The organism is Hyunsoonleella aquatilis (genome assembly GCF_014270105.1).
GTDB lineage: Bacteria > Bacteroidota > Bacteroidia > Flavobacteriales > Flavobacteriaceae > Jejuia > Jejuia aquatilis.
Genome location: NZ_JACNMF010000001.1, coordinates 444,268 through 466,288, shown reverse-complemented (window position 1 = coordinate 466,288; position 22,021 = coordinate 444,268). Strand labels below are relative to the sequence as shown.

Here is a 22,021-nt window from a genome sequence, read left to right as displayed (position 1 = left end):
CTATCTGATTTTCAATGTTACTATTGAAATGATGGCCAATAGGATACCTATAATCCAAAAACGGGTAACTATCTTACTTTCGTGATAGCCCAATTTTTGGTAATGGTGGTGCAAGGGCGACATTTTGAAAATGCGACGTCCTTCACCGTATTTTTTCTTTGTGTATTTAAACCAGCTCACCTGCATCACTACAGACAAATTTTCTGCAAGGAAAATGCCACACATCAATGGAATCAACCATTCCTTTCGAACCGCAATGGCGATAACTGCGATAATCCCTCCAATAGTCAAACTTCCCGTATCCCCCATAAATACTTGGGCAGGAAAAGTATTGTACCACAAGAATCCGATCAAAGCCCCGACAAAGGCAGCTATATAAATAGTGATTTCCTCCACTCTGGGGATATACATAATGTTGAGATAATCGGAGAAAATGATGTTACCAGACACCCAAGCAAAAATGCCCAAGGTTAGCACAATGATGGCAGAGGTTCCTGCAGCCAAACCGTCAATACCATCTGTAAGGTTGGCACCGTTGGACACCGCTGTGATAATAAAAATCGTTGCAATGATGAAAATAATCCAGGTATATTTTTTCAAATCTGGACTAATCCAAGTGATTAAATCGGCATAGTCAAACTCATTTGCTTTGAAAAATGGAATCGTAGTTTTAGTAGACTTCTCTTCGTCTTGAAATAATTTCGTTATTGGTAAATCTGGATTTTCGGCCAACAAAATTTCTTGCTGTGCCTCTGGCAGTTTTTCCTTCACGGTGACATCACTACTCACATAAAGAGTGATTCCGACGATAAGACCCAAACCAATTTGCCCTAAAACCTTAAAGCGTCCTTTTAGACCCTCTTTATCGTTTTTAAATTTTTTGATATAGTCATCCAAAAAACCGATAACCCCCATCCAAAGTGTTGTAACAATGAGTAGAATGATATAAATGTTTTCCAATTTTGCCAACAGCAATACGGGGATAAGCGTTGCCAAAATAATGATGATACCACCCATCGTTGGCGTTCCTGCTTTTTCAGCCTGCCCTTCCAAGCCTAGGTCCCTGATGGTCTCGCCCATCTGCTTTTTCTGCAAAAATTTGATGATGCGCTTTCCGTAAATGGTAGAAATCAACAATGACAAAATCATCGCCAAGGCACCTCTAAAGGTTAAAAACCCAAAGAGTGTAGCCCCAGGAAACTGGAATTGCTTTTCTAAATATTCAAATAGGTAGTATAACATTCAACCTTAAATTTTGCGACCCCTTCGACTGCGCTCAGGGTGACAGTTACATTTACTTTTGCAATTGTTTTAAAAATTCTTCTACCGTTTTATAATCATCAAAATCGAAACGCTTGCCGTTGACTTCCTGATAGGTTTCGTGGCCTTTGCCCGCAATCAAAATAATGTCGTTCGGCTCTGCTAATTGGCAGGCCGTTTTTATAGCTTGTTTTCTATCGACTATGGATAATGTCTTTTTGAAATTCTGAGGCTCAACACCTTTTTCAATATCTTCAATAATTGTTTCTGGCTTTTCGCTTCTTGGATTATCGCTCGTGAAAATCACTTTGGTACTCAGTTCGGAAGCAATATGTCCCATTTTGGGGCGTTTGGTTTTATCCCTGTCGCCACCGCAACCTACCACCGTAATCAACGATTCATTTTTGGTGCGAATACTGTTGATGGTCTCCAATACATTCCTTAATGCATCGGGTGTATGGGCATAGTCCACAATGGCCGTAATCTTTTCGTCTGAAATAAAATATTGAAACCGGCCACTAACACTCTGTAAATCACTAATCAGCTTGAGGATTTCAACCTTTTCAAGCCCTAACAATTCCGCCGTGGCATAAATCGCCAATACGTTGTAGGCATTAAAATTTCCAATGAGTCTCGTCCAAACCTCACTCCCATCTATGGATAGCAACAATCCACTAAATTCATTTTCTAGAATTTGCGCTTTGTAGTCGGCATAGCCTTTAAGCGCATAGGTGTACTTTTTGGCAACGGTATTTTGCAACATCACCAAACCGTTTTTGTCATCCGTATTTACCAATGCAAATGCCCTTGGCGATAGACCGTCAAAAAAAGATTTTTTCACATCCCGATACTCCGCAAATGTTTTATGATAATCCAAATGGTCGTGTGACAAATTCGTGAAGACACCGCCCTCAAATCGCAAACCTTCGGCTCTTCCCTGATGAATCCCATGAGAGCTCACTTCCATAAAGCAATACTCCACTCCGGCCTCGTTCATCAGTTTCAAATATTTGTTGATGGTGACTGAATCGGGTGTGGTATGGGTGGCTTTATATTCAGTATCGTCAACCAAAATTTTCACGGTGGACAACAATCCTACTTTATAGCCCGCATTTTTGAAAAGCTGATAAAGCAAAGTTGTAATGGTAGTTTTTCCATTGGTACCCGTCACACCGACAAGCTTCAAATTATCAGATGGGGAATCATAATAATTTGAAGCCATAATTGCCAGCGCTTTGTTTGAGTAGTCAACCTCTATATAAGTTATCCCATCAACTAAAGAAGTAGGTAAAGCTTCGCAAATAATCGCAATTGCGCCCTGTTTTATAGCGACATCTATATAATCGTGCCCATCTGAAACGGTGCCTCGCACAGCGACAAATGCATCGTTCTCTTCCACTTTTCGGGAATCGAAATGAATAGCATTTATTTTGACGCTCGTGCTCCCAACAACGGCATTCAGATTCACTCTATATAATATGTCCCTTAGTATGTTCACGAAATTTCTAAAACAACTTTTTGATTTTTCTTTATTTTTTGTCCTTTTGAAATGGATTGTCTTTTTACCAATCCAGCCCCTCTTAAATCCACTTTCAGCCCCATATTTTCAAGTAAGGCCACAGCATCCATGGCTGGCAACCCGACTACATTTGGCATAATGGTTTTATGCTTTTGAGCCAATTGATAATACCCATCATATTCTTCAATGACAGCACCATGCTTCACTTCCATTGAATCCAGTTCGTCTACAATCGGGGTATCAATAAATATCTTTTGAGCGATGCTTTTGAATACAGGCCCAGATACATCAGCTCCATAGTAACCCACAGTTTTATCAGGCTCATGAATGACCACGATACAAGAATACTTTGGGTCATCAGCCGGAAAAAACCCAGAGAATGACGATATATAATTCAGCTTCTCCTTGTCCCTATAATCCTTTTGGCAGGTGCCTGTTTTTCCGGCCATTGAAAAGTTTTTGGAATATAGTCTGTGACCAGTTCCATGTTTCTTTTCTACCACGTTTTTGAGTAATTGCTTTACCTTGCTTACCGTTTCCTTAGAACATATTCTCTTATTAATGACCTCCTTTTTGAAGGGCACAATGGTTTTATCAAACTGCTTCACCTCCTTTAAAAATTGAGGCTTCACCATTTCGCCATTATTGGCAATGGCATTATAAAACGTTAAGGTTTGCAGAGGCGTAAAGGACACGCCATAGCCAAACGCCATCCATGGCAAAGCGATACCGCTCCATCGTCCATTTTTGATACGCGGGTCTGGAATTATAGCTTTCCCTTCCCCCTTAATGGGAAGCTCCAAACTGTCATGGAGATTCATGGCATATAGTCTATCCACAAACTTTTCAGGTTTATCCTTATAAGCATCATGAATAGCCCGAACAATCCCCGTATTGGATGAGAGTTCGAAAGCTTTAGAAACCGAAATCTTGCCATAACCTCTGCGGTTGGAGTCCCTAACATGTTTGCCGTAAAAAGTTATACGACCATTCTCGGTATCCACTACATCACTGGTATCAATCACTTTGTCCTCCAAACCTGCGGTAACAGCCATCAGTTTAAAGGTTGACCCCGGTTCGTGCGACTCCCACACTGCATAATTTCGGCGTTCATAATATTTACCTTCTGAATTTCTGCCAAGGTTTACAATCGCCTTTACCTCTCCCGTTTTGGTTTCCATGACCACAGCGCAACCATGGTCTGCTTTATAATGCTCCAACTGTTTCAGTAATGCATGATGGGCGATATCTTGAATATTGACATCAATCGTGGTATATACATCATAGCCATCTTCTGGTTCTATTTGATTGTGCTCAATCAACTTCCATTTACCACCATAAATCTGTTGCATGGTACTTTTGCCGTCTTTCCCCCTTAAATAAGGCACACCGAAAGCACCATCAATTCCGGGTCGGGTAACGTGACCCTGGTCGTCAATCCTTTCATAACCAATAGTCCGCTGAGCAATACCGCCCATCGGGTGTTCACGTTTGGCCTTTTGCTCCACGACCAACCCTCCAATAAAAGGTTTTTCGCTAAGCAAAGGGAAACTGGTAATCCTCAAATAATCTGAGTAACTTAAATCCCGGGCGATTAAAAACCCTCTGTTTTTGTTCGCCCTTGCTTTCCTCAGTTTCTTTTGATAATAACCCGAAGAATGTTCGCCAAAGAAATCAGAAAGAGAATCACATAGACCCACCAAATGCTCTTCAAAAACATTGGTTTTGGGCGTTTTTAAATCCAGACGGACATTGTATTTTGGAATGGTTGTGGCCAACAAATTTCCATTAGCCGAGTAGACATTCCCCCGATTGGCGGGCACCACAAAATCCTTAACTATGCGTTTGCTGGCTTTGGCGCGATATTTATCGCCCTGCACAAATTGCACGTTGGCCAATTTTACCATTACCGTCACACCAAGGATGAACATACAACCTGCTACGAAATACAATCTGTTCAATATGTTCTTCTCGCTTACCGCCACTTACTGTTTTACTCTTGTGTTTTTATTATTATCTTTTTGGGTGGAATAACGGATGACTCCAACCCCTTTTCTTTCATTTTTAAAACCACTGCCGATTCCATTTTCAAGCGCATCAATTTTGAACGCCCTTCCACAAATTCGGAGCGCATTTTTTTAACTTCATTTTCCAACCTCGCAATCTCATATACCTTTTTATCCGCACTATGGGAACTCGCTATCATTATAACGGCCAACACCGAAATAAAAATGATGACACGCCAATTTTTGAACGAATCGTCACTTACCAGAAAGGTCCCTTTAAGTATGTTATAGAATTTATCCTTCACTTTTACAGTTTCTCGGCTATTCTTAATTTGGCACTGCGTGCCCGATTGTTATTTTTGATTTCCTCTTGCGTTGGCACAATTAAACCGCCCACTTTTTTCAACGGCACTTCAAAATTTCCGAATACATCGCGCTCCGGCTCCCCTTCAAACAATCCATTTCTAATAAAACGTTTTACCAACCTATCCTCCAATGAGTGGTACGAAATAAAACTCAACCTCCCACCTGGCTTTAAAATCTTAGGTGTTTGAGATAAAAACTCCTTCAGTACTTCAATTTCTTGGTTCACCTCAATGCGAATCGCTTGATAGATTTGCGCCAAAATTTTATTCTCATGCTTGGGAGACAAAAACTTCTTAAGCACTTCTTTTAACTGTACGCTTGTTACAATTTTTTCATTTTGCCTGTGGACCACAATCAACCGTGCCATGGCTGGTGCCGACCTCAATTCCCCATATTGCAAAAGCACTTGTTTCAACTGTTCTTCTTCGTATTCGTTTATGACTTGGTATGCCGATAATTCATTTTGCTGGTTCATTCGCATATCCAATTTGGCATCAAATCGCGTTGAAAACCCGCGCTCAGCTACATCAAATTGATGGGACGACACCCCGAAATCAGCTAAAACCCCATCGACCTCCCGAACCCCATGAAACCTCAAAAAGCGCTTTACGTATCTGAAGTTTTCATGTATCAAAACAAATCTCTGATCATCAATAGCGTTGTCCAATGCATCCTCGTCCTGATCAAAAGCCAACAACCTGCCTTCATTTCCCAATCTGTTAAGAATTTCGCGGCTATGGCCTCCGCCTCCAAAGGTCACATCAACGTAAACTCCATCAGGCTTTATCGCCAAACCATCCACAGTCTCTTTCAAAAGCACAGGATTATGATACATCGTCGTCATCTTGACCCATTACCTCTTCAGCTAAATCTGCAAAATCCATCGCCGCATCATCTATAGCCTTTTCGTACAAATCTTTATCCCAGATTTCAACAATATTTATCGATGGTGATAGCACGATGTCTTTAGAAATATTCGCGATTCCCATTAAATCCCTAGGAATCAACAATCTTCCATTGCTATCTACTTCCACAATTCTAGCACCCGCGCTAAACCGACGGATAAAATCGTTGTTCTTTTTCTTGAATCGGTTAAGCTTGTTCATCTTTTGCATTAGCAATTGCCACTCTGCCATAGGGTACAATTCTAGACACTGCTGAAACACGGACCGCCTCAATACAAAACCATCATCAAGAATTGGCATCAACTGTTTTTTCATGCCAGCAGGAATCATCAAACGTCCTTTGACATCTACTTTACAACTGTATGTTCCTATTAATGAATGCAATGAGGCGACCCTAGATTTAGAACTTTAAGTTTCAAATATATCGAAAATTTACCACCATTTACCACTTCCTACCACTTTTTGTTGATAAGTTTTCGATGAAGTGTGTCTTTTGCTTTAGTTTTTATATAAATTCAATATGATGAATTCTGATTTTCAATAGGTTATAAAGTGGGATAAATGTTTGTTAACATGTGTTGACATGAATCGAAAATGCAAGTTTTGCCCATAACATATTAAACCCCTTGAAATTTGAATGATTTGCCTATATTTGTTTTATTAGGAAAAGGATGAACCGAAATACATGGGGGATAGCTTAAAGAAAGAAAAAAATTACAGTTATATTGAAGTTGGCGAAGGCACGCCAATTATTGTGTTGCATGGTTTAATGGGGGGCTTGAGTAATTTTGATTCCGTAAAGAACTATTTCAGTGCCAAGGGCTACAAGGTAGTTATTCCTGAACTGCCCATCTACACGATGACGTTGCTTAAAACCAACGTTAAAAACTTTGCCAAATACCTGCATGATTTTATTGAATTTAAAGGGTTTAAGGAAGTTATTCTGCTTGGGAATTCCTTAGGAGGCCATATTGGATTATACCACACCAAGTTATATCCCAAAAAAGTTAAAGGTCTTATAATTACTGGAAGTTCAGGGCTTTATGAAAGTGCCATGGGCAGTGGCTATACCAAACGTAGCGACTACGAAGTAATTAAAAAGAAGGCCCAAGATGTATTTTACGACCCTAAAGTGGCAACTAAGGAAATTGTTGACGAAGTTTATAAATCCGTTAACGATCGCAACAAACTGGTAAAAACTTTGGCCATAGCCAAAAGCGCCATCCGACACAACATGGCGAAAGATTTACCAAAAATGCAAACCCCAACTTGCATTATTTGGGGCAAGAACGACAACGTTACCCCTCCAGAGGTTGCGGAGGAATTCCATGAGCTACTACCAGACTCCGAACTGTTTTGGATCGATAAATGTGGGCACGCTGCAATGATGGAACACCCAGACACCTTTAACGAATTAATGGATGCTTGGCTCACAAAGCGTGATCTTTAAGCGTCAAATTCCAATCCCGATAGCTATCGGGACTAAATAACAACTCCAAAGCTTAAAATTCCAAAATTATGGTGATAAAGTCTGCTGAATTTGTGGTAAGCAATTCCGATGTGGCAAAATGCCCAAAGAGCAGTCTGCCCGAATATGCCTTTATCGGGCGTAGTAATGTAGGAAAGTCATCGCTCATCAATATGCTTACAGGACGTAAAAGCTTGGCCAAAACCTCTGGAAAACCTGGAAAAACGCAGCTTATTAATCACTTTTTAATCAACAAAAATTGGCACTTGGTGGACTTGCCGGGGTACGGTTATGCCAAGGTGTCCAAACGGGATAAAAAGACCTTTCAAAAGTTTATCACCCAATATTTTAGTCATCGGGAACAATTAGTGACAGCCTTTGTTTTAGTGGATATCCGCCACAAACCACAGCCCATTGATTTGGATTTTATGCAATGGTTGGGTGAAAACGGCATCCCGTTTTCCATCATTTTCACAAAAGCCGACAAGTTAAAACCCAAGGCCATTGAACGGCATGTTTCCGAATATCAAAATGCAATGCTTGAATTTTGGGAAGAAATGCCCAATTATTTTGTGACTTCTTCATCGAATGGGATGGGGAAGGAAGCGGTTTTGGGGTATGTTGAGGGGTTGAATGGAAATGTTCATCATTGACTAAGATGATTTCTCATTTACAGCATCCTTTTGTAGAAAAATTCTCTTATCTTTTTACTCTTTATTTAAGGTTTAACCCCTTTTACTCTAAAAATGCTGAAAAGACTGATAATTTTGAATTCTGACATTTACTCGAAAGCTGATATTGAGCTTGACGACTGCAATTCACTTCAAATTGTTGGACCAAACAATATCGGAAAAAGTACGCTAATTTATGCACTTAATTTCTTGTTTATAATTGACGGGCGAGAAATGACGTTTAGTGGAAACAGAACGGGAGACAAAACCACATTCAATCACTATTTCCCTTCTATAAATTCAAGTTTTATTGTCTTTGAGATTTTCAAAAATCGCTACTACTCTATTTTGGTCAAAAGAAATGCCGAAGGCAATCTCAACTATTATAAAATCGATAGTGAATATAAAGAAGAACACTATTTTACCGACACAGCGAAAGGCCAAAAACTAAAAAAGTTTGATTCATTACTTTCCGAATTTGCCACAAATGGAATTGAACACAGTAAATTCCCAAACCGCAGGGAAGTTTTCAACTTTGTCTATCAGAAAGGGAAACGAAACAATGCGGTTGTTTGGTTAAACCAAAATGTAAACCAAGATGGACGGGGAATTAGCAACAATTTTTCCAAAATCTATAAGTACCTGATAAACTCACAGCTTATAAACAACAACTCGCTAAAAGAGTCATTGATAATTGCAGATAATAAAGAAAACGAAAGAGTTTCTTTCTCAAAGAAAAACCAAAAGGACATACAAACCTTATTGAAGCACAATCGGGATATAAAAGTTATCAAAAGTATCCAGCGTAGCTTTAATGGCTTTAAAGAATTGGTAAATCAGTATGCTGGAAAAAGTACGATACTTTCAGAGTTGATATTTGCTTTTGACCATCAATATTCATCGCTTTATTCAGAATTGGGAACTTCTGTTTCAAAAATAAAAACAGAAAGAGACAAAAATAGAACCCATTTAAACGAAACGCTCAATCCAAAAAAAGATAAACTAAACCAAGAATTTGGTAAAATAGAAACCCTATTGGAACAAAAACAGGAAGACATAGACCAAAAAGATGGATTGGTAAAAGAAATCAAGTCTTATGAAAGTTTACAGTTTTTAGAGCAATCCTTTCAAAATTTAGATGCCGAAAGGAAAACCATTGAGAGCCAACTAACCCAAATTGAAAATCAAAATCTAAATAGTAAAGCAATTGATAGCAAGATTGAAAAAGCCGAATCTCAAATCAGAAGAATCACGAGTCAAGTTGATACCTATTCCAATCAATTGATTCATCAAATTTCAGATAATCAAGATAACAAGGAATTACTGAACAGGATTCTGTCAACTGATATTTCAAGTCTGCCATTTGAAAACATTTCTACGAAAATCAAGCGAACGGAAAACTTGATGAAACTCTTTGACGGAGTTATAATGTTGCCAAATGACTTGAAAGGAAAACCAATAGAATCCATTAAAGAGTTGAAAAAACAGATCAAGGAATTTGAAAAGGAAAAAAGCTTTAATGAAAAGCTACTTCCTATAGCCAAGGATTTAGAGAAACATCAAAAGGATTTACTAGAAATAAAGAAGAAAATCAAGGGTGTAACCGATAAAATAGAAAAGCTAAAACAACTTCCAAAACTTGAGAAGGAACTTGAGTCTTTAAAATTAGAATTTGAAAGTTTATTCAAACAAAAAGAGCAATCTGCTAAAGACATTAGGTTAATTGAAGAAGAAGTCAGGAAGCTTTCAGAAACAATTGAGAAAACTAATTCTGAAATAATTCAAAAGGAACAAAGAATAAATGATATACAAAAATGGAAAGTTGAGCTTGAGCAATTTGGAATCAAACCTAAAGATTATCAATCAACAGATTCATTAGATAATATTTATGCCAACATAAGAAGAAATTTTCAAGAACGAGAGCAAATTAAAAATGATAAGTTTAAACTTTTTGAAAAATTAAAAAACAAAACTGAGAGATTAGAAGCAGACGAAAATGAATTTATCCGATACGTTGAGTCTGAGCTTGTAACCTTAGACGACAAACAAAAAGCCATTGATGGCTTATTAAAAAATATTTCCACCCAATTTGCAAATCCTTGTCGCACACTATATACAAGGTTTGCAGAATTTAACTCTTTTATAACCAATCAGTTCAATTCTAAAATTCGGAAGATAAAGATTTCGGATATCGATACTTTGAAGATAGAAATCATTGAGAATGAAAAACTCATTAAGGACTTAAACAAAATCATCCAAATTAGAGATTTAACTTCTGAACTGATTTTTGACGACCAATCTGAAAACCTAAATACACTCAACAAATATTTGGATAGTCAAACCACAATTTCGTTTAATGATTTATTTGACATTAAACTTCATCTACATAAAAAAGGACAGCACAAAGTCGTAGACCTAAAAAACCAAATCGAATCGGACGGAACAGACAAAATGATACGCTTGGTTCTGATTATGTCAATTATCAATCAAATCGTTGTGAAAGATCATGAAAACAAAATTGTGATATTTGTTGATGAAATCGGAACCATTGACGAGGCAAATAGAATTGAAATTTTGAACTTCTGTAAAGAACATAACTTCATACCGATTTCAGCGGCACCATTGCATCCTTATGATGGTTTTGACAAATACTATTTGGTGAGGAGAAGTAAAGGGAAAATAGTGGTAAGTGAGAAAAATGGAAATGTTATTTTAAGAAAACCCGTTGAAACCCAATGAAAGAAGTCGATTTCAAAACATATAAATTATTGCTTGAAAACAAATCTATTTCAAAATCGGCTGTTCCGAAAAGTGTTTTGCAGTCCGATACGTTTAAAAATCTGCTTGAAGCTGAAATTCTTAAATCTTCAAAACTTGGCAGAGGATTTAAGATTGAAATTTCCAAAGAAACTGAATTTGAAAAATTCTTCAAAACGTCATTTCCGGAACAAGACGTTTCCAAATCCAAATCGGGAAACATCAAAAAATACAGAAACTCAAAGGCTACAAAAGTTGATAGCAACCCCATTTTTTTATTCAGAGGATTTTCTGCTTATCAAATCAATGAGAAGATAATTGATTTAGAAAAACTAACTCGTGATTTTGGATTGTTCTCTGTAATCCCTATTTCTGTTATAGCTGATAAAATATGTTTTGTCGAGAATTTGGAAACCTTTTTGAATGCGGAAAAATTATTGGGCAACGAATTTCTATTTGCCCACAAATACGGACGAATAGGCAAAGAATCCATTTCAATGATTAAAGCAAAGGAGGTTTTGGTTTTTGTTGACTATGACTTTAACGGACTTGACGAATATTTGAGAATCAAAGAAGTGTTTGGAAATGCAGAATTGTATCTGCCAAATAATTACAGTGAACTCTTTAAAAAGCATTCGGCATCTTTAAAAGGAAACAAAGCTAAAATGAGTAAGGCTGTTAAGACATCAGATGATTCAACAGTCGTAAAAATCAGAGAACAAGTTGCCCGAACCAATAGATTTTTAGAACAAGAAACGCTCATCAATGTTTAAGTCAGAACCAAAGAGCATAGTACAATTTTTAGCAACTCATTTTGACTTGCTACGCCAACTCTTTGACATTCAAGTTAAGAATGAAATCATCCTAAAAAGTCAAGTTGATGAAACACTAAAAGAATTCGGAAGCGATATTGAAAATCAACTTTTTGAGCACAAAATACTCGTTGAACAGAATAATGACTTTGTGATTTATGAACCCTATTTTGTGCTATTTGAGTTTGTTCTGCAACAATTTAAACCTTTGCTTCCAGAAGAAATTGAAAAATTTGGTCAGTCAATTAGAACCTTGTTTTTGAACATAAAAGAAGGTATCAATCAAGACAAGAACATTTTGTTGGACAGAATTGAAGCTTTATCCAATGAAATCAAAAAGTTCCGAAATGCTGTAACGAACAATACGGTTAGCCTTTTAAATGAATCAAGAGAATTAAAGGCCAATACCCGAAAGATTGAATATCAGGAAAAAGTTCAAAATGCCAGATATTTAATTGAATACTACATTATTCCTTTGAATACAATTTTGGATATTAATCACTCACAATCGATTTATAACGAACTACTTGCGATTTCCCAATTTTCTAACAATAAACGATTTGATTATTCAGACGAAAGTATCAGAAGACAATTTGAAAAACTCTACAATCTTTTACGACAAGTCGTTAAGGACATCAGTCAACAATCGACAGTCTTAAGCAACGAGCTTTTGCCTTTATTGGACAGGATTAGAACCGAAAGTGAATATCTTCAAGGTTTTCATTTGTATCTGACAAATATGAATTGTTACAAAGGAATAAAGCCACCAAGACTATTCAGTACGTCCAGAGATAATCTATACAATCAGTATATCTACGAAAACACAAAGGAGTATTTTGAGCAATTCAAAAATGAAGAAGATGTTTTTGTTGAAGAAGAAGCCTACGATATTAAACAATGGATTTTCAATAAGAGGGAGTATAAATCCCAACTAAACTCAAAGCTTCCAGTAACTGATTTCTTCTCTTGGTGCAAGAAAGCAATTGAAAATGAAAATAAAGATTTTGACATTAACAACTATTTTATGTTAACAAGTCTAATATTTGAGGAAGAATACGATATTGAACAAGATAAAGAAAGGGAGAATATTTCCTTGAAAACAAAACAAGGAGAATTTATTATGCCCAAACTAAAAATCAGCAAAAAAGAGAATGTATCCGAATAAACATAAGCAAATAGTGACATCTTTAATGGATGGTAGATTTATCACAATTGATGAATCTTATTTTGATATTCTAAAGGAAAATCAAGACTTCTATGTTGAGTTTTTTGACAAATCATTTGGATTTGAACTTAAAAACACTCAAGAATTTTATTATCTAATTTCAGATGAAACAAACGAGAACACTTCTCGTGATATTAGCATCTTCTTCTCGGTTCTATGCTACGAATTAGACAAGGATGGGAAAAACTTTATGGATGAACTAGGTTTTTCAGACTTCCATATTGAAGAGATAGTAGAATATATAAAAAACAGTACTTGGATAGATGTCGTAAAAGCGAACAAACAATTAAATGATGGTGAAAGCATCAAAAGATTAGTTGGTTCGACTATGGTAAAAAGAAACATAGCAATAAAACATTCTGATGACAAATATTCATTTACTAAGGCTTATAAACTATTTATTGACTTTGCCAGAGAATTGACAACAAAGGGCTAAGTAAACACCCCCTACCCCTTAACATCCAAAGCATCCCTCAGCGCATTCCCTATCAGCATAAAAGCCATTACCAAACTCATGATGCATAGCCCGGGTATCATTGCCAAATAAGGTTTTCCTAGAATTATGTAATTGTAGTGGTCTTTAATCATCGCACCCCAACTGGCCATAGGTGGTTGCGCACCTATCCCTAAAAAGCTGAGGCCGCTTTCAATTAATATGGCCGCCGCAAAATTGGCTGCAGAAATCACAATGACTGGAGCCATAATGTTGGGTAGAATATGTTTGGTAATGATTCTAAAATCATTGTAGCCCAAGGCTCTTGCTGCGGTAACATATTGCATTTCCTTGGTGCTGATAATTTGGCCCCGTACGACACGAGCCACCTCTACCCACATGGTTAAGCCCACCGCAATAAACACTTGCCAAAAGCCTTTGCCCAAGGCCAAGGTAATGGCGATTACCAACAATAATGTTGGAATAGACCAAGTGACATTAATAATCCACATGATAGCGGCATCTACTTTTCCCCCGAAATAACCGGCCAAACTGCCCATGAAAATTCCAATGACCAACGAAATAAATACGGCCACAAAGCCAATAAAAAATGAAATTCTGGCGCCCACCAACACCCTGCTCAACAAATCCCGACCGTATTTGTCGGTTCCAAATACAAAGGTTTTTTCCTTTATAAAAGCATTGGCATCATTGTTTGAAAAACTGCTTAATGGAATGTTTTTTTCTACACCTTTCAATCCGTCTGAGGCATATTCTGTATAAGTTAGATGATTGCCCTCAATGTTGTAATCCGAAATGGGGACCTCCGTGTCCGTATTCTTTACCCCAAAAAAAAGCTTGCTCAATCCATTTTGTTGGTTTTGGACTTGTGAAGGGATGGTTAGCATGGTTATCTTAAAACCGGGCGGTTTCGAATGAATGGACAAATGCATCTGGTTGGCATATTGCGAATTATCCGGGGCAAACGCATAAGCGAAAATAGAAATCAGCCCAACCAAAACAATAAAGCAGAAACTGAAAACGCCCCAAAAGTTGCGTTTAAACTTTTGGAGCGCCAGTTGTTTTAATGAGTTTGATGTTTTACCCATTCAAGGTTAATCTTTTACTTTCGCCACCTTTTTAATACTGTAAGCCATTTTAAGATCCTCAAGTACATGGACTGCTTCTTCAACATATACATCCTTGCTCAAGTTTTCATACCAACGCTCTCGTTTTTCCCGCAAGCTGGTGGTATCGCTTTCAAACAGTTGCTTTTCAAACTTTGTGGGCGCGAATGTTAAATCCGTTTTATAATCTGAAATGGCGTCAAAACGTTTGGCCTCCTCTTCATTCAATTCCAACTGATTTTTATAGGTTTTGTAGTTCAGAGAAAACACGGTTTCGTCAATTTTACTTTTTACCCATCTTGCATTTTCCTCAATCAACTTCAACTGGTCGTTGCCACTCATGCGCTCTTTACTTTTGCTAATGGTATTATCATAATCAAAATAATTATCCCAAATTTCATAATCAGCCGGGTCTATTTCATCGTATGGCAATGGGTTTTCCTTTTCCTTTTCACCTACGTCGATAAAACTATAACGCCCTGGCACCTGCACATCACTTTTCACACCTTCCAATTGCACCGAACCGCCGTTGATCCTATAATACTTTTGGGTGGTAAAAGCTAAAGCACCCAAATCGCCACTGGTGTTATTTCGAACCAAGTTGTTCAAATTATATACATTTTGAACTGTTCCTTTTCCATAAGTTTGTTTGCTACCGATGACAATGGCACGTTTGTAATCCTGCATAGCGGCGGCCATAATTTCAGAAGCCGACGCGGATAGTTCATTCACCAAAATCACCAATGGGCCGTCCCACACAATCGAGCGGTCCCTGTCCTTCAACACTTCTTTTGGCTGTCCCGTAGAACGTACTTGAACCACTGGTCCATCCTTGATAAACAGCCCTGCCATGTCCACAACAGCAGGCAATGAACCTCCTCCGTTATTACGCAAATCCAAAATCAAACCTTCCATCCCTTCATCCTTCAAACGTTCAATTTCCTTTTTAACGTCAATTGCGGCATTCAAATTTTTATAGTCTTGAAAATCCACATAAAAACGTGGCAAGTTGATGATACCAAACTTTTTATCTCCCTTTTCCACCAAAGATGCCTTGGCGTAGGTTTCACCCAATTCTACCACATCTCTAACTATGGTAACGTCCTTTATTGTACCGTCCACTTTCTTAATAGTAAGCGTTACTTTTGTGCCTTTTGGACCTTTGATATACTTGATCGCATCATTGATACGCATACCCACGATATCAATCGGATGCTCATCATCTTCCTGCTTCACCTTCAAAATAACATCTTCAACCTCCAACAATTGACTTCGCCAAGCGGGGCCACCGGAAATTAATTCTACAATCTTGATGTAGTCCATTCGCTTTTGAAGTCGCGCCCCGATACCTTCCAATTTCCCGGACATTTGCTGGTCAAAATCCTCTTTGCTTCTAGGTGCCAAATAGTAAGTATGCGGGTCAAATTCCTCAACAATAGTATTTACATAAGTAGAAAACCAATCCTCTCGGGTCAAATCATCAACATTGTCATTGAAGTAAATATTCAAGGATTTCAGTGTTGCTTCCCTTGCCTGTTTTTCAATTTCGGCTTCGGTTTTCATCACATAGGAGGGGTCATTTTCCTTGGCCCTTTTTTCCCCTTCGTGAATATCATCATAATTGGAAAGCGTAGAAAATTTCAATTGCTTTCTCCAACGCTCCTTCATTTGTTTTTTGTTTGAAACAAAACCCATATTCTCATAATCCGTATCAAAAGTTTCATCGATATTGTAGTCAAAAGGCTTTGCAAGTACTTCTTTGTAAATACTTTTGGCCTCGTCGATGCGTTGCAACATGCGTTCGTGCACTACATTAAAAAATGTAATATCGAAGGCTTTTAGCTGATCGTCAATTTCGGTTTTATACTTTTGAAATTCCTTGTAATCTGATTGGTAAAAATACCGCTTTACCGGGTCGATGCGCTCTAAATAATCCTCAAATAACTCTTCTGAAAATTGGTCATTAATTTGAATCGGATCAAAATGACCTTGTTGTAAAACATAAGTAATCACCTGGACCAATAATTTGTCCTTATCGGGGTTATCAAAAGTTTTTGAGGTGAAACTGCAGGACGCAAATGCCAGCAGTAGTACAAGTAATAGGGCTTTAAAATTCTTTTTCATCATATCCTTCATGTCTTTACTAAAGCAATTTTTATGAGCTTTGAATTTACTAAATTACTGAAAAAACCGTGCCATTGAACGGACGGGCCGCTAATTTTTTGTTAAACCAAACAAATTGAGGCGTTGCAAAGCGGTTGATTAAAAATATGTCAATTATTTTTTTATGCTTCTTTTTGCGCCCTTTGTCGTTAAAATTTTATATCGTAGCTATGGCTATGCTAGAAAATTTGGCCTAAAAGGTCATCAAAAATCACCAATAAAAATTCTAACCACATATTTCTAAACAGCCTCTAAGAATTTGTTTATTTTAGCCTAACACAAATCTTAACCGAATTATGGCGAAAAAACCCCTGATTTTAGTGACCAATGACGACGGCATTACCGCTCCGGGAATTCGCACTTTAATTGAAGTGATGGCCTCTATTGGCGAGGTGGTAGTAGTAGCACCGGACAGTCCACAAAGCGGCAAGGGACATGCCATCACTGTAGATTCCACTTTATACGTTGAACAGGTAGAATCGACCACGGGAAATCATTTAGAATACACTTGTTCTGGCACACCGGCAGACTGCGTGAAACTTGCTGTTAGGGAAATTTTGGATAGGCGACCAGATATTTGCGTATCGGGAATCAACCATGGCTCCAATTCATCTATTAATGTGATTTATTCTGGAACTATGAGTGCAGCAATCGAAGCAGGCATCGAGGGGATTCCAGCCATTGGGTTTTCGCTTTTGAACTATAAATGGAGTGCCAAGTTTTACGACTGTAAGACTTTTGTAAAAACCATTACCGAAAATGTGCTGAAACATGGATTGCAAAAAGGGGTTGTACTGAATGTGAACATCCCCGACCTTCCAGAGGATGAAATTAAAGGCATCAAGATTTGCCGACAAGCACGAGCGAACTGGGTGGAGGAATTTGACAAACGTAAAAACCCATCGGGACGCGACTATTATTGGCTGACAGGTAAATTTGTTAATTTAGACGGAGGCGAGGACACCGATGAATGGGCTTTGGAGCATAATTATGTCTCGGTTGTACCCGTGCAGTTTGATTTAACGGCGCATCATTGTATTCAAAATTTAAACGATTGGAATTTAAACGATAATTAATTATCAAAAGCATCTATGAATAAAGATTTAGGAATTGGAATGGTTGTGGGTTTAATAGCTAATGCGATTGGATTATTTTTGGCCGCCACATTTTTAGGCAATGGTGACGATGTGGTGACAGTTATTATGGCTGCTTACAGCGAAGGATTTTTGGGAAAAATGATTAGCCTTGGAGCCATTCTTAACTTGTTGGTATTTTTCTTTTTCATAAGAAAAAGACAAGATTATCGCGCTAGAGGCGTGCTTTTGATAACGGTATTGATAGCTGTTTTTACCTTTGTGATTAAAATGATTTAATTTAATTTTAAAAAAAAATATGCTTTACACCTCCCTTACTCCCTCCTTTTTAGGAGGGAAACTGTTGAGGTTAAACTGAACTTAAATTAAATAATCGACACCAGTCCCCTCTATTAAGAGGGGATTTAGGGGTGTGTCAAATTAATACAAATAGTAATCTTAATGACAATAGATTTCAAGATCTCTATCAAATAAAAAATGAAATACTATATACTTGCTGGAGAAGCATCAGGCGATTTGCACGGCTCTAACCTAATGAAAGCGCTACAACAGGTAGATAACGAAGCGGATTTCAGGTTTTGGGGTGGAGATTTGATGGAACAAGTTGGCGGGCATTTGGTAAAACACTACAAAGAACGTGCGTTTATGGGCTTTGCCGAAGTACTGGCAAACATCCGGAAAATCTATAAAATGATTGCGTTTTGCAAGAGCGATATTGAGGTTTACAATCCCGATGTTATCATTTTTATTGACAACTCTGGGTTTAATCTTCGCATTGCGAAATGGGCCAAAGCCAATAATTTCAGAACCAATTATTATATCTCACCACAAGTTTGGGCATCGCGGGCCAGCAGGGTTAAAGATATCAAAAGGGATATTGATGCCATGTATGTTATCCTTCCTTTTGTAAAACCTTTTTATAAGAAATATGGCTACGAGGTTACTTTTGTGGGACACCCTTTAATTGATGCTATTGCTAATCGGGAGCAGGCAGATGAGTTTGAATTTAGGCAAAAACATAAATTGAGCGGTAAACCGATTATCGCCCTTTTGCCGGGAAGCCGTAAACAGGAAATCACTAAAATGCTTTCTGTGATGCTGAGTTTGGTGGATGATTTTACTGATTATCAATTTGTAATTGCTGGCGCTCCAAGTCAGGATTATGAGTTTTATAAATCGTTTATAAAAGACCAAAACGTCAGTTTTATTGCTAACAAAACATACGATTTACTTAGCGTTTCCTATGCTGCATTGGTCACTTCGGGCACAGCCACTTTGGAAACCGCTCTGTTTAAAGTGCCACAGGTGGTTTGTTATAAAGGGAACTCTATCTCATACCATATCGCAAAGCGGATAATAACCTTAAAGTTTATTTCGTTAGTGAATTTGGTAATGGATAAAGAAGTTGTGACCGAATTGATTCAAAACGATTTCAACAAAAAACGACTGAAATCCGAATTGGAACGCATTTTAGAATCTGATAACCGTACTAAAATGTTCAGCGATTACTACGAACTGGAACAAAAACTTGGTGGTAAAGGTGCCAGTGAAAAAACCGCAAAATTGATTTACGAGTCCCTAAAATCATAATCCCTACATGAAAAAAACCCTGCTTTTATTGCTTCTATTAGTTGGTTTTTCAAATTGCAAATCCTCAAAACGGCCTAAAGTAGTCACCAAAAAATCCAAAGTTGAAAAACGGGAATCGACTATTTCAACCAAAAACTCTGTGGGCGTCAAAAAAGAAGAACCCCCAATTTCCAAATCTTCTCATATTATCGATTACTCCAAACAGTTTTTGGGGGTACGCTACAAATGGGGTGGCACCACAAAATCGGGAATGGACTGTTCAGGTCTAGTCCATGAATCCTTTAAGGCTCATCAAATTTATCTGCCGAGGATTTCGCGCGACATGGCCAAAAAGGGAAAATCAATCAAATTAAAAGAAACATTAAAAGGCGATTTACTATTTTTTAAAACCGGAAGGTCTCGACGTAACGCCATTAATCACGTAGGCTTGGTAGTGGATATTCGTGACAATGCCATTTATTTTATCCATGCCACCACTAAAAAAGGGGTCATTATTTCTTCTTTAAATGAAGAGTACTGGAAATCGGCTTTCACAGAAGTGAGACGGGTTTTGTAAGTTATTTTAGTAACTTACAACCTGATGAAACTACTCAATTTCACCATTATCAAACTTACCATTTGCCTTGTTGCTGGCATCTTACTTGGGTATTTTCTGGATGTTGAATTACATCTCTCAATTGGTATTGTCGCTGTTTTTCTTCTCCTTTTATTGCTATTATATTTCATTGCAAAAAAAGAGTTCACCAAAACCATTTGGTTTGGATTAGTCACATATCTATCAATGATTTCCATTGGAATTCTAACCGTGAATCTTCATGACGAAACCAATTTTGACTACCATTATTCCCATCATGTTGACCTTTCAAAAGATAGTTTGCATACGATTTCGTTTAGAATACGTGAAGTTTTGAAACCTGGCTTTTATCACGACAAATATGTGGTTGATGTATTAAAACTAAACGACCAAGAAGTCACCGGAAAAACGCTTTTGAATATTGAAAAAGGCAGCACATATTCGACTTTGAAAGTAGACGACATTTACATTGTTGAAACTCAATTTAGAAGCATCAACCCTCCCTTAAATCCTGGGCAATTTGATTATAGAAACTACCTAAAGAAAAAGTACATCTACCATCAAATTGTGGTCGATAATGATTTATTGCTGAAAGCGGATTCAAAAGAAATTACAATTCTCGGCATTGCAAACAGCATCAGGGATTTTATCAATTTAAAACTGGTACAATACAACTTCAAACCGGATGAACTTGCCATCATCAACGCGCTATTTTTGGGACAACGGCAGGACATTAGCGAGGAAGTCTATTCCAATTATATTGATGCCGGAGCCGTTCATATTTTGGCGGTTTCCGGGCTCCATGTTGGGATTATCCTTTTGATTTTAAGTTGGGGGCTTAAGCCTTTGGAACGGCTAAAACGAGGCAAACTCATTAAGGCTTCCCTTTTGGTGTTCTTGTTTTGGTGTTTTGCAATTATTGCTGGCTTATCTCCTTCGGTTACTCGGGCAGTGACCATGTTTAGCGTGGTGGCCATAGGGATGAATTTGAATCGGCCTGCAAATACCTATAACACGCTGGCTATTTCAATGTTTATCATCCTACTTTTTAAACCGCTATTTATTTTTGAAGTGGGCTTTCAACTAAGCTATCTGGCTGTGTTCTCTATTGTAACCATCGACCCGCTTTTGTACAGACTTTGGCGACCCAAAAATCGAATTTTGGATTTATATTGGCATACCCTTACCGTAACGCTTGCCGCCCAATTGGGGATTATTCCTGTTAGCCTGTATTATTTCCACCAATTCCCGGGATTATTTTTTGTGTCGAATTTGGTGATTATTCCACTTTTAGGCCTCATCCTTGGTTGTGGCATTTTGGTAATATTCCTAGCTACCATTAATGCCTTACCGAACCTTTTGGCTTCAACATTTGGTCAAATTATTGGATGGATGAATGATTTCATTGGATGGGTGGCACAACAGGATACTTTTTTGTTTAAGGACATTCCGTTTAGCCTTTTATATGTCATTATGGCCTATACCGTTTTTATGGCCTTATTTAAATGGATTTTTAGAAAGAACTATGCTAACCTCCGATTGTTTTTAGTAGTCGTGATTCTTGCCCAGTGCACATTTATCTATTCGAACCTTTCAGAACCAGACGACGAATTCATCGTTTTTCATAAAAGCCGAAACAGTTTGATTGGAAACACTCTCGGCAATACCATTATAGTCAACCATGATATGGACAGCCTCACTTGGGCAAAAAACAACACTATTACCAACTATCGCGTGGCCAACCATATTAGAACGGTTGAAACAGATGGGTTAAAGGATTTTTACAATTTGAAGAGCAAAAAACTACTGGTGGTGGACAGCTTAGGGATTTATAATCTAAAATCAATGCAACCGGATTATGTATTGTTACGCCAATCCCCGAGAATCAATCTAAACCGTTTGATTGATTCAATACAGCCCAAGCAGATCATTGCTGATGGCAGTAATTATAAATCCTATGCGGAACGGTGGAAAGCGATTTGTATAAAGAAAAAACTCCCGTTTCACTATACTTTAGAAAGGGGAGCCTATATTATTAATTACTAATGCCT

Annotated in this window: 19 protein-coding genes; 11 read left to right on the top strand and 8 right to left on the bottom strand. The window is 37.8% G+C overall.

The window, feature by feature from the left end; genetic code table 11:
• From mraY to mraZ, 6 genes are all read right to left on the bottom strand, one after another.
• The gene (mraY, locus tag H7U19_RS02010; protein ID WP_186558164.1) at positions 1-1,242 is read right to left on the bottom strand and encodes a phospho-N-acetylmuramoyl-pentapeptide-transferase; all 1,242 of its coding nucleotides are present in this window, start codon (positions 1,240-1,242) and stop codon (positions 1-3) included.
• Positions 1,243-1,294: 52 nt separating this feature from the next.
• On the bottom strand, positions 1,295-2,758 hold the full coding sequence (locus tag H7U19_RS02005) for a UDP-N-acetylmuramoyl-L-alanyl-D-glutamate--2,6-diaminopimelate ligase (protein ID WP_186558163.1): 1,464 nt from the start codon (positions 2,756-2,758) through the stop codon (positions 1,295-1,297).
• Positions 2,755-4,710: a penicillin-binding protein gene (locus tag H7U19_RS02000; RefSeq protein ID WP_186559848.1), complete on the bottom strand. Its 1,956-nt coding sequence runs from the start codon at positions 4,708-4,710 to the stop codon at positions 2,755-2,757. The genes H7U19_RS02005 and H7U19_RS02000 overlap by 4 nt, the downstream gene beginning before the upstream one ends.
• A 62-nt stretch (positions 4,711-4,772) precedes the next feature.
• A complete protein-coding gene (locus tag H7U19_RS01995; RefSeq protein ID WP_186558162.1) occupies positions 4,773-5,090 on the bottom strand; it encodes an FtsL-like putative cell division protein in 318 nt (105 codons plus the stop codon).
• 2 nt (positions 5,091-5,092) lie between these two features.
• Positions 5,093-5,995 carry a 16S rRNA (cytosine(1402)-N(4))-methyltransferase RsmH gene (rsmH, locus tag H7U19_RS01990; protein WP_186558161.1) on the bottom strand — a complete coding sequence of 301 codons (903 nt, stop codon included), beginning with the start codon at positions 5,993-5,995 and terminating at the stop codon, positions 5,093-5,095.
• Positions 5,976-6,440 carry a division/cell wall cluster transcriptional repressor MraZ gene (gene mraZ / locus H7U19_RS01985; RefSeq protein WP_186558160.1) on the bottom strand — a complete coding sequence of 155 codons (465 nt, stop codon included), beginning with the start codon at positions 6,438-6,440 and terminating at the stop codon, positions 5,976-5,978. The genes rsmH and mraZ overlap by 20 nt, the downstream gene beginning before the upstream one ends.
• A gap of 301 nt (positions 6,441-6,741) precedes the next feature.
• On the opposite strand from mraZ, the gene H7U19_RS01980 reads away from it, so the two are divergent.
• From H7U19_RS01980 to H7U19_RS01955, 6 genes are all read left to right on the top strand, one after another.
• A complete protein-coding gene (locus tag H7U19_RS01980) occupies positions 6,742-7,506 on the top strand; it encodes an alpha/beta fold hydrolase (protein WP_186558159.1) in 765 nt (254 codons plus the stop codon).
• A gap of 68 nt (positions 7,507-7,574) precedes the next feature.
• Positions 7,575-8,177 (top strand): ribosome biogenesis GTP-binding protein YihA/YsxC, encoded by a 603-nt coding sequence (gene yihA / locus H7U19_RS01975; RefSeq protein ID WP_186558158.1) that lies wholly within the window; start codon positions 7,575-7,577, stop codon positions 8,175-8,177.
• Between the two features lie 93 nt (positions 8,178-8,270).
• A complete protein-coding gene (locus tag H7U19_RS01970; protein ID WP_186558157.1) occupies positions 8,271-10,934 on the top strand; it encodes an ATP-binding protein in 2,664 nt (887 codons plus the stop codon).
• The gene (locus H7U19_RS01965; protein ID WP_186558156.1) at positions 10,931-11,725 is read left to right on the top strand and encodes a hypothetical protein; all 795 of its coding nucleotides are present in this window, start codon (positions 10,931-10,933) and stop codon (positions 11,723-11,725) included. The genes H7U19_RS01970 and H7U19_RS01965 overlap by 4 nt, the downstream gene beginning before the upstream one ends.
• Complete coding sequence (locus H7U19_RS01960; protein WP_186558155.1) at positions 11,718-12,929, top strand: hypothetical protein; 1,212 nt, start codon at positions 11,718-11,720, stop codon at positions 12,927-12,929. The genes H7U19_RS01965 and H7U19_RS01960 overlap by 8 nt, the downstream gene beginning before the upstream one ends.
• Positions 12,916-13,425, top strand: a complete 510-nt coding sequence (locus tag H7U19_RS01955) for a condensin complex protein MksE (RefSeq protein ID WP_186558154.1) — start codon at positions 12,916-12,918, stop codon at positions 13,423-13,425. Before H7U19_RS01960 ends, H7U19_RS01955 begins: the two co-directional genes overlap by 14 nt.
• Before the next feature lie 11 nt (positions 13,426-13,436).
• Here H7U19_RS01955 and H7U19_RS01950 read toward each other — a convergent pair whose 3' ends face one another.
• Together H7U19_RS01950 and H7U19_RS01945 are read right to left on the bottom strand one after the other, a co-directional pair.
• A complete protein-coding gene (locus tag H7U19_RS01950; protein ID WP_186558153.1) occupies positions 13,437-14,531 on the bottom strand; it encodes an ABC transporter permease in 1,095 nt (364 codons plus the stop codon).
• A gap of 6 nt (positions 14,532-14,537) precedes the next feature.
• Entirely contained in the window at positions 14,538-16,673 is a 2,136-nt protein-coding gene (locus tag H7U19_RS01945; RefSeq protein ID WP_186559847.1) for a carboxy terminal-processing peptidase, read from the bottom strand.
• A 335-nt stretch (positions 16,674-17,008) separates the two neighbouring features.
• On the opposite strand from H7U19_RS01945, the gene surE reads away from it, so the two are divergent.
• The 5 genes from surE to H7U19_RS01920 all read left to right on the top strand — a co-directional run bounded on the left by surE (position 17,009) and on the right by H7U19_RS01920 (position 22,016).
• Complete coding sequence (gene surE, locus H7U19_RS01940) at positions 17,009-17,788, top strand: 5'/3'-nucleotidase SurE (RefSeq protein ID WP_186558152.1); 780 nt, start codon at positions 17,009-17,011, stop codon at positions 17,786-17,788.
• Between the two features lie 15 nt (positions 17,789-17,803).
• Positions 17,804-18,085, top strand: a complete 282-nt coding sequence (locus H7U19_RS01935) for a hypothetical protein (RefSeq protein ID WP_186558151.1) — start codon at positions 17,804-17,806, stop codon at positions 18,083-18,085.
• A gap of 198 nt (positions 18,086-18,283) precedes the next feature.
• On the top strand, positions 18,284-19,396 hold the full coding sequence (gene lpxB / locus H7U19_RS01930; protein WP_186558150.1) for a lipid-A-disaccharide synthase: 1,113 nt from the start codon (positions 18,284-18,286) through the stop codon (positions 19,394-19,396).
• A 7-nt stretch (positions 19,397-19,403) separates the two neighbouring features.
• On the top strand, positions 19,404-19,952 hold the full coding sequence (locus H7U19_RS01925; RefSeq protein ID WP_186558149.1) for a C40 family peptidase: 549 nt from the start codon (positions 19,404-19,406) through the stop codon (positions 19,950-19,952).
• A 24-nt stretch (positions 19,953-19,976) separates the two neighbouring features.
• Positions 19,977-22,016 (top strand): ComEC/Rec2 family competence protein, encoded by a 2,040-nt coding sequence (locus tag H7U19_RS01920; RefSeq protein WP_186558148.1) that lies wholly within the window; start codon positions 19,977-19,979, stop codon positions 22,014-22,016.
• The last annotated feature ends 5 nt before the right edge of the window (positions 22,017-22,021 follow it).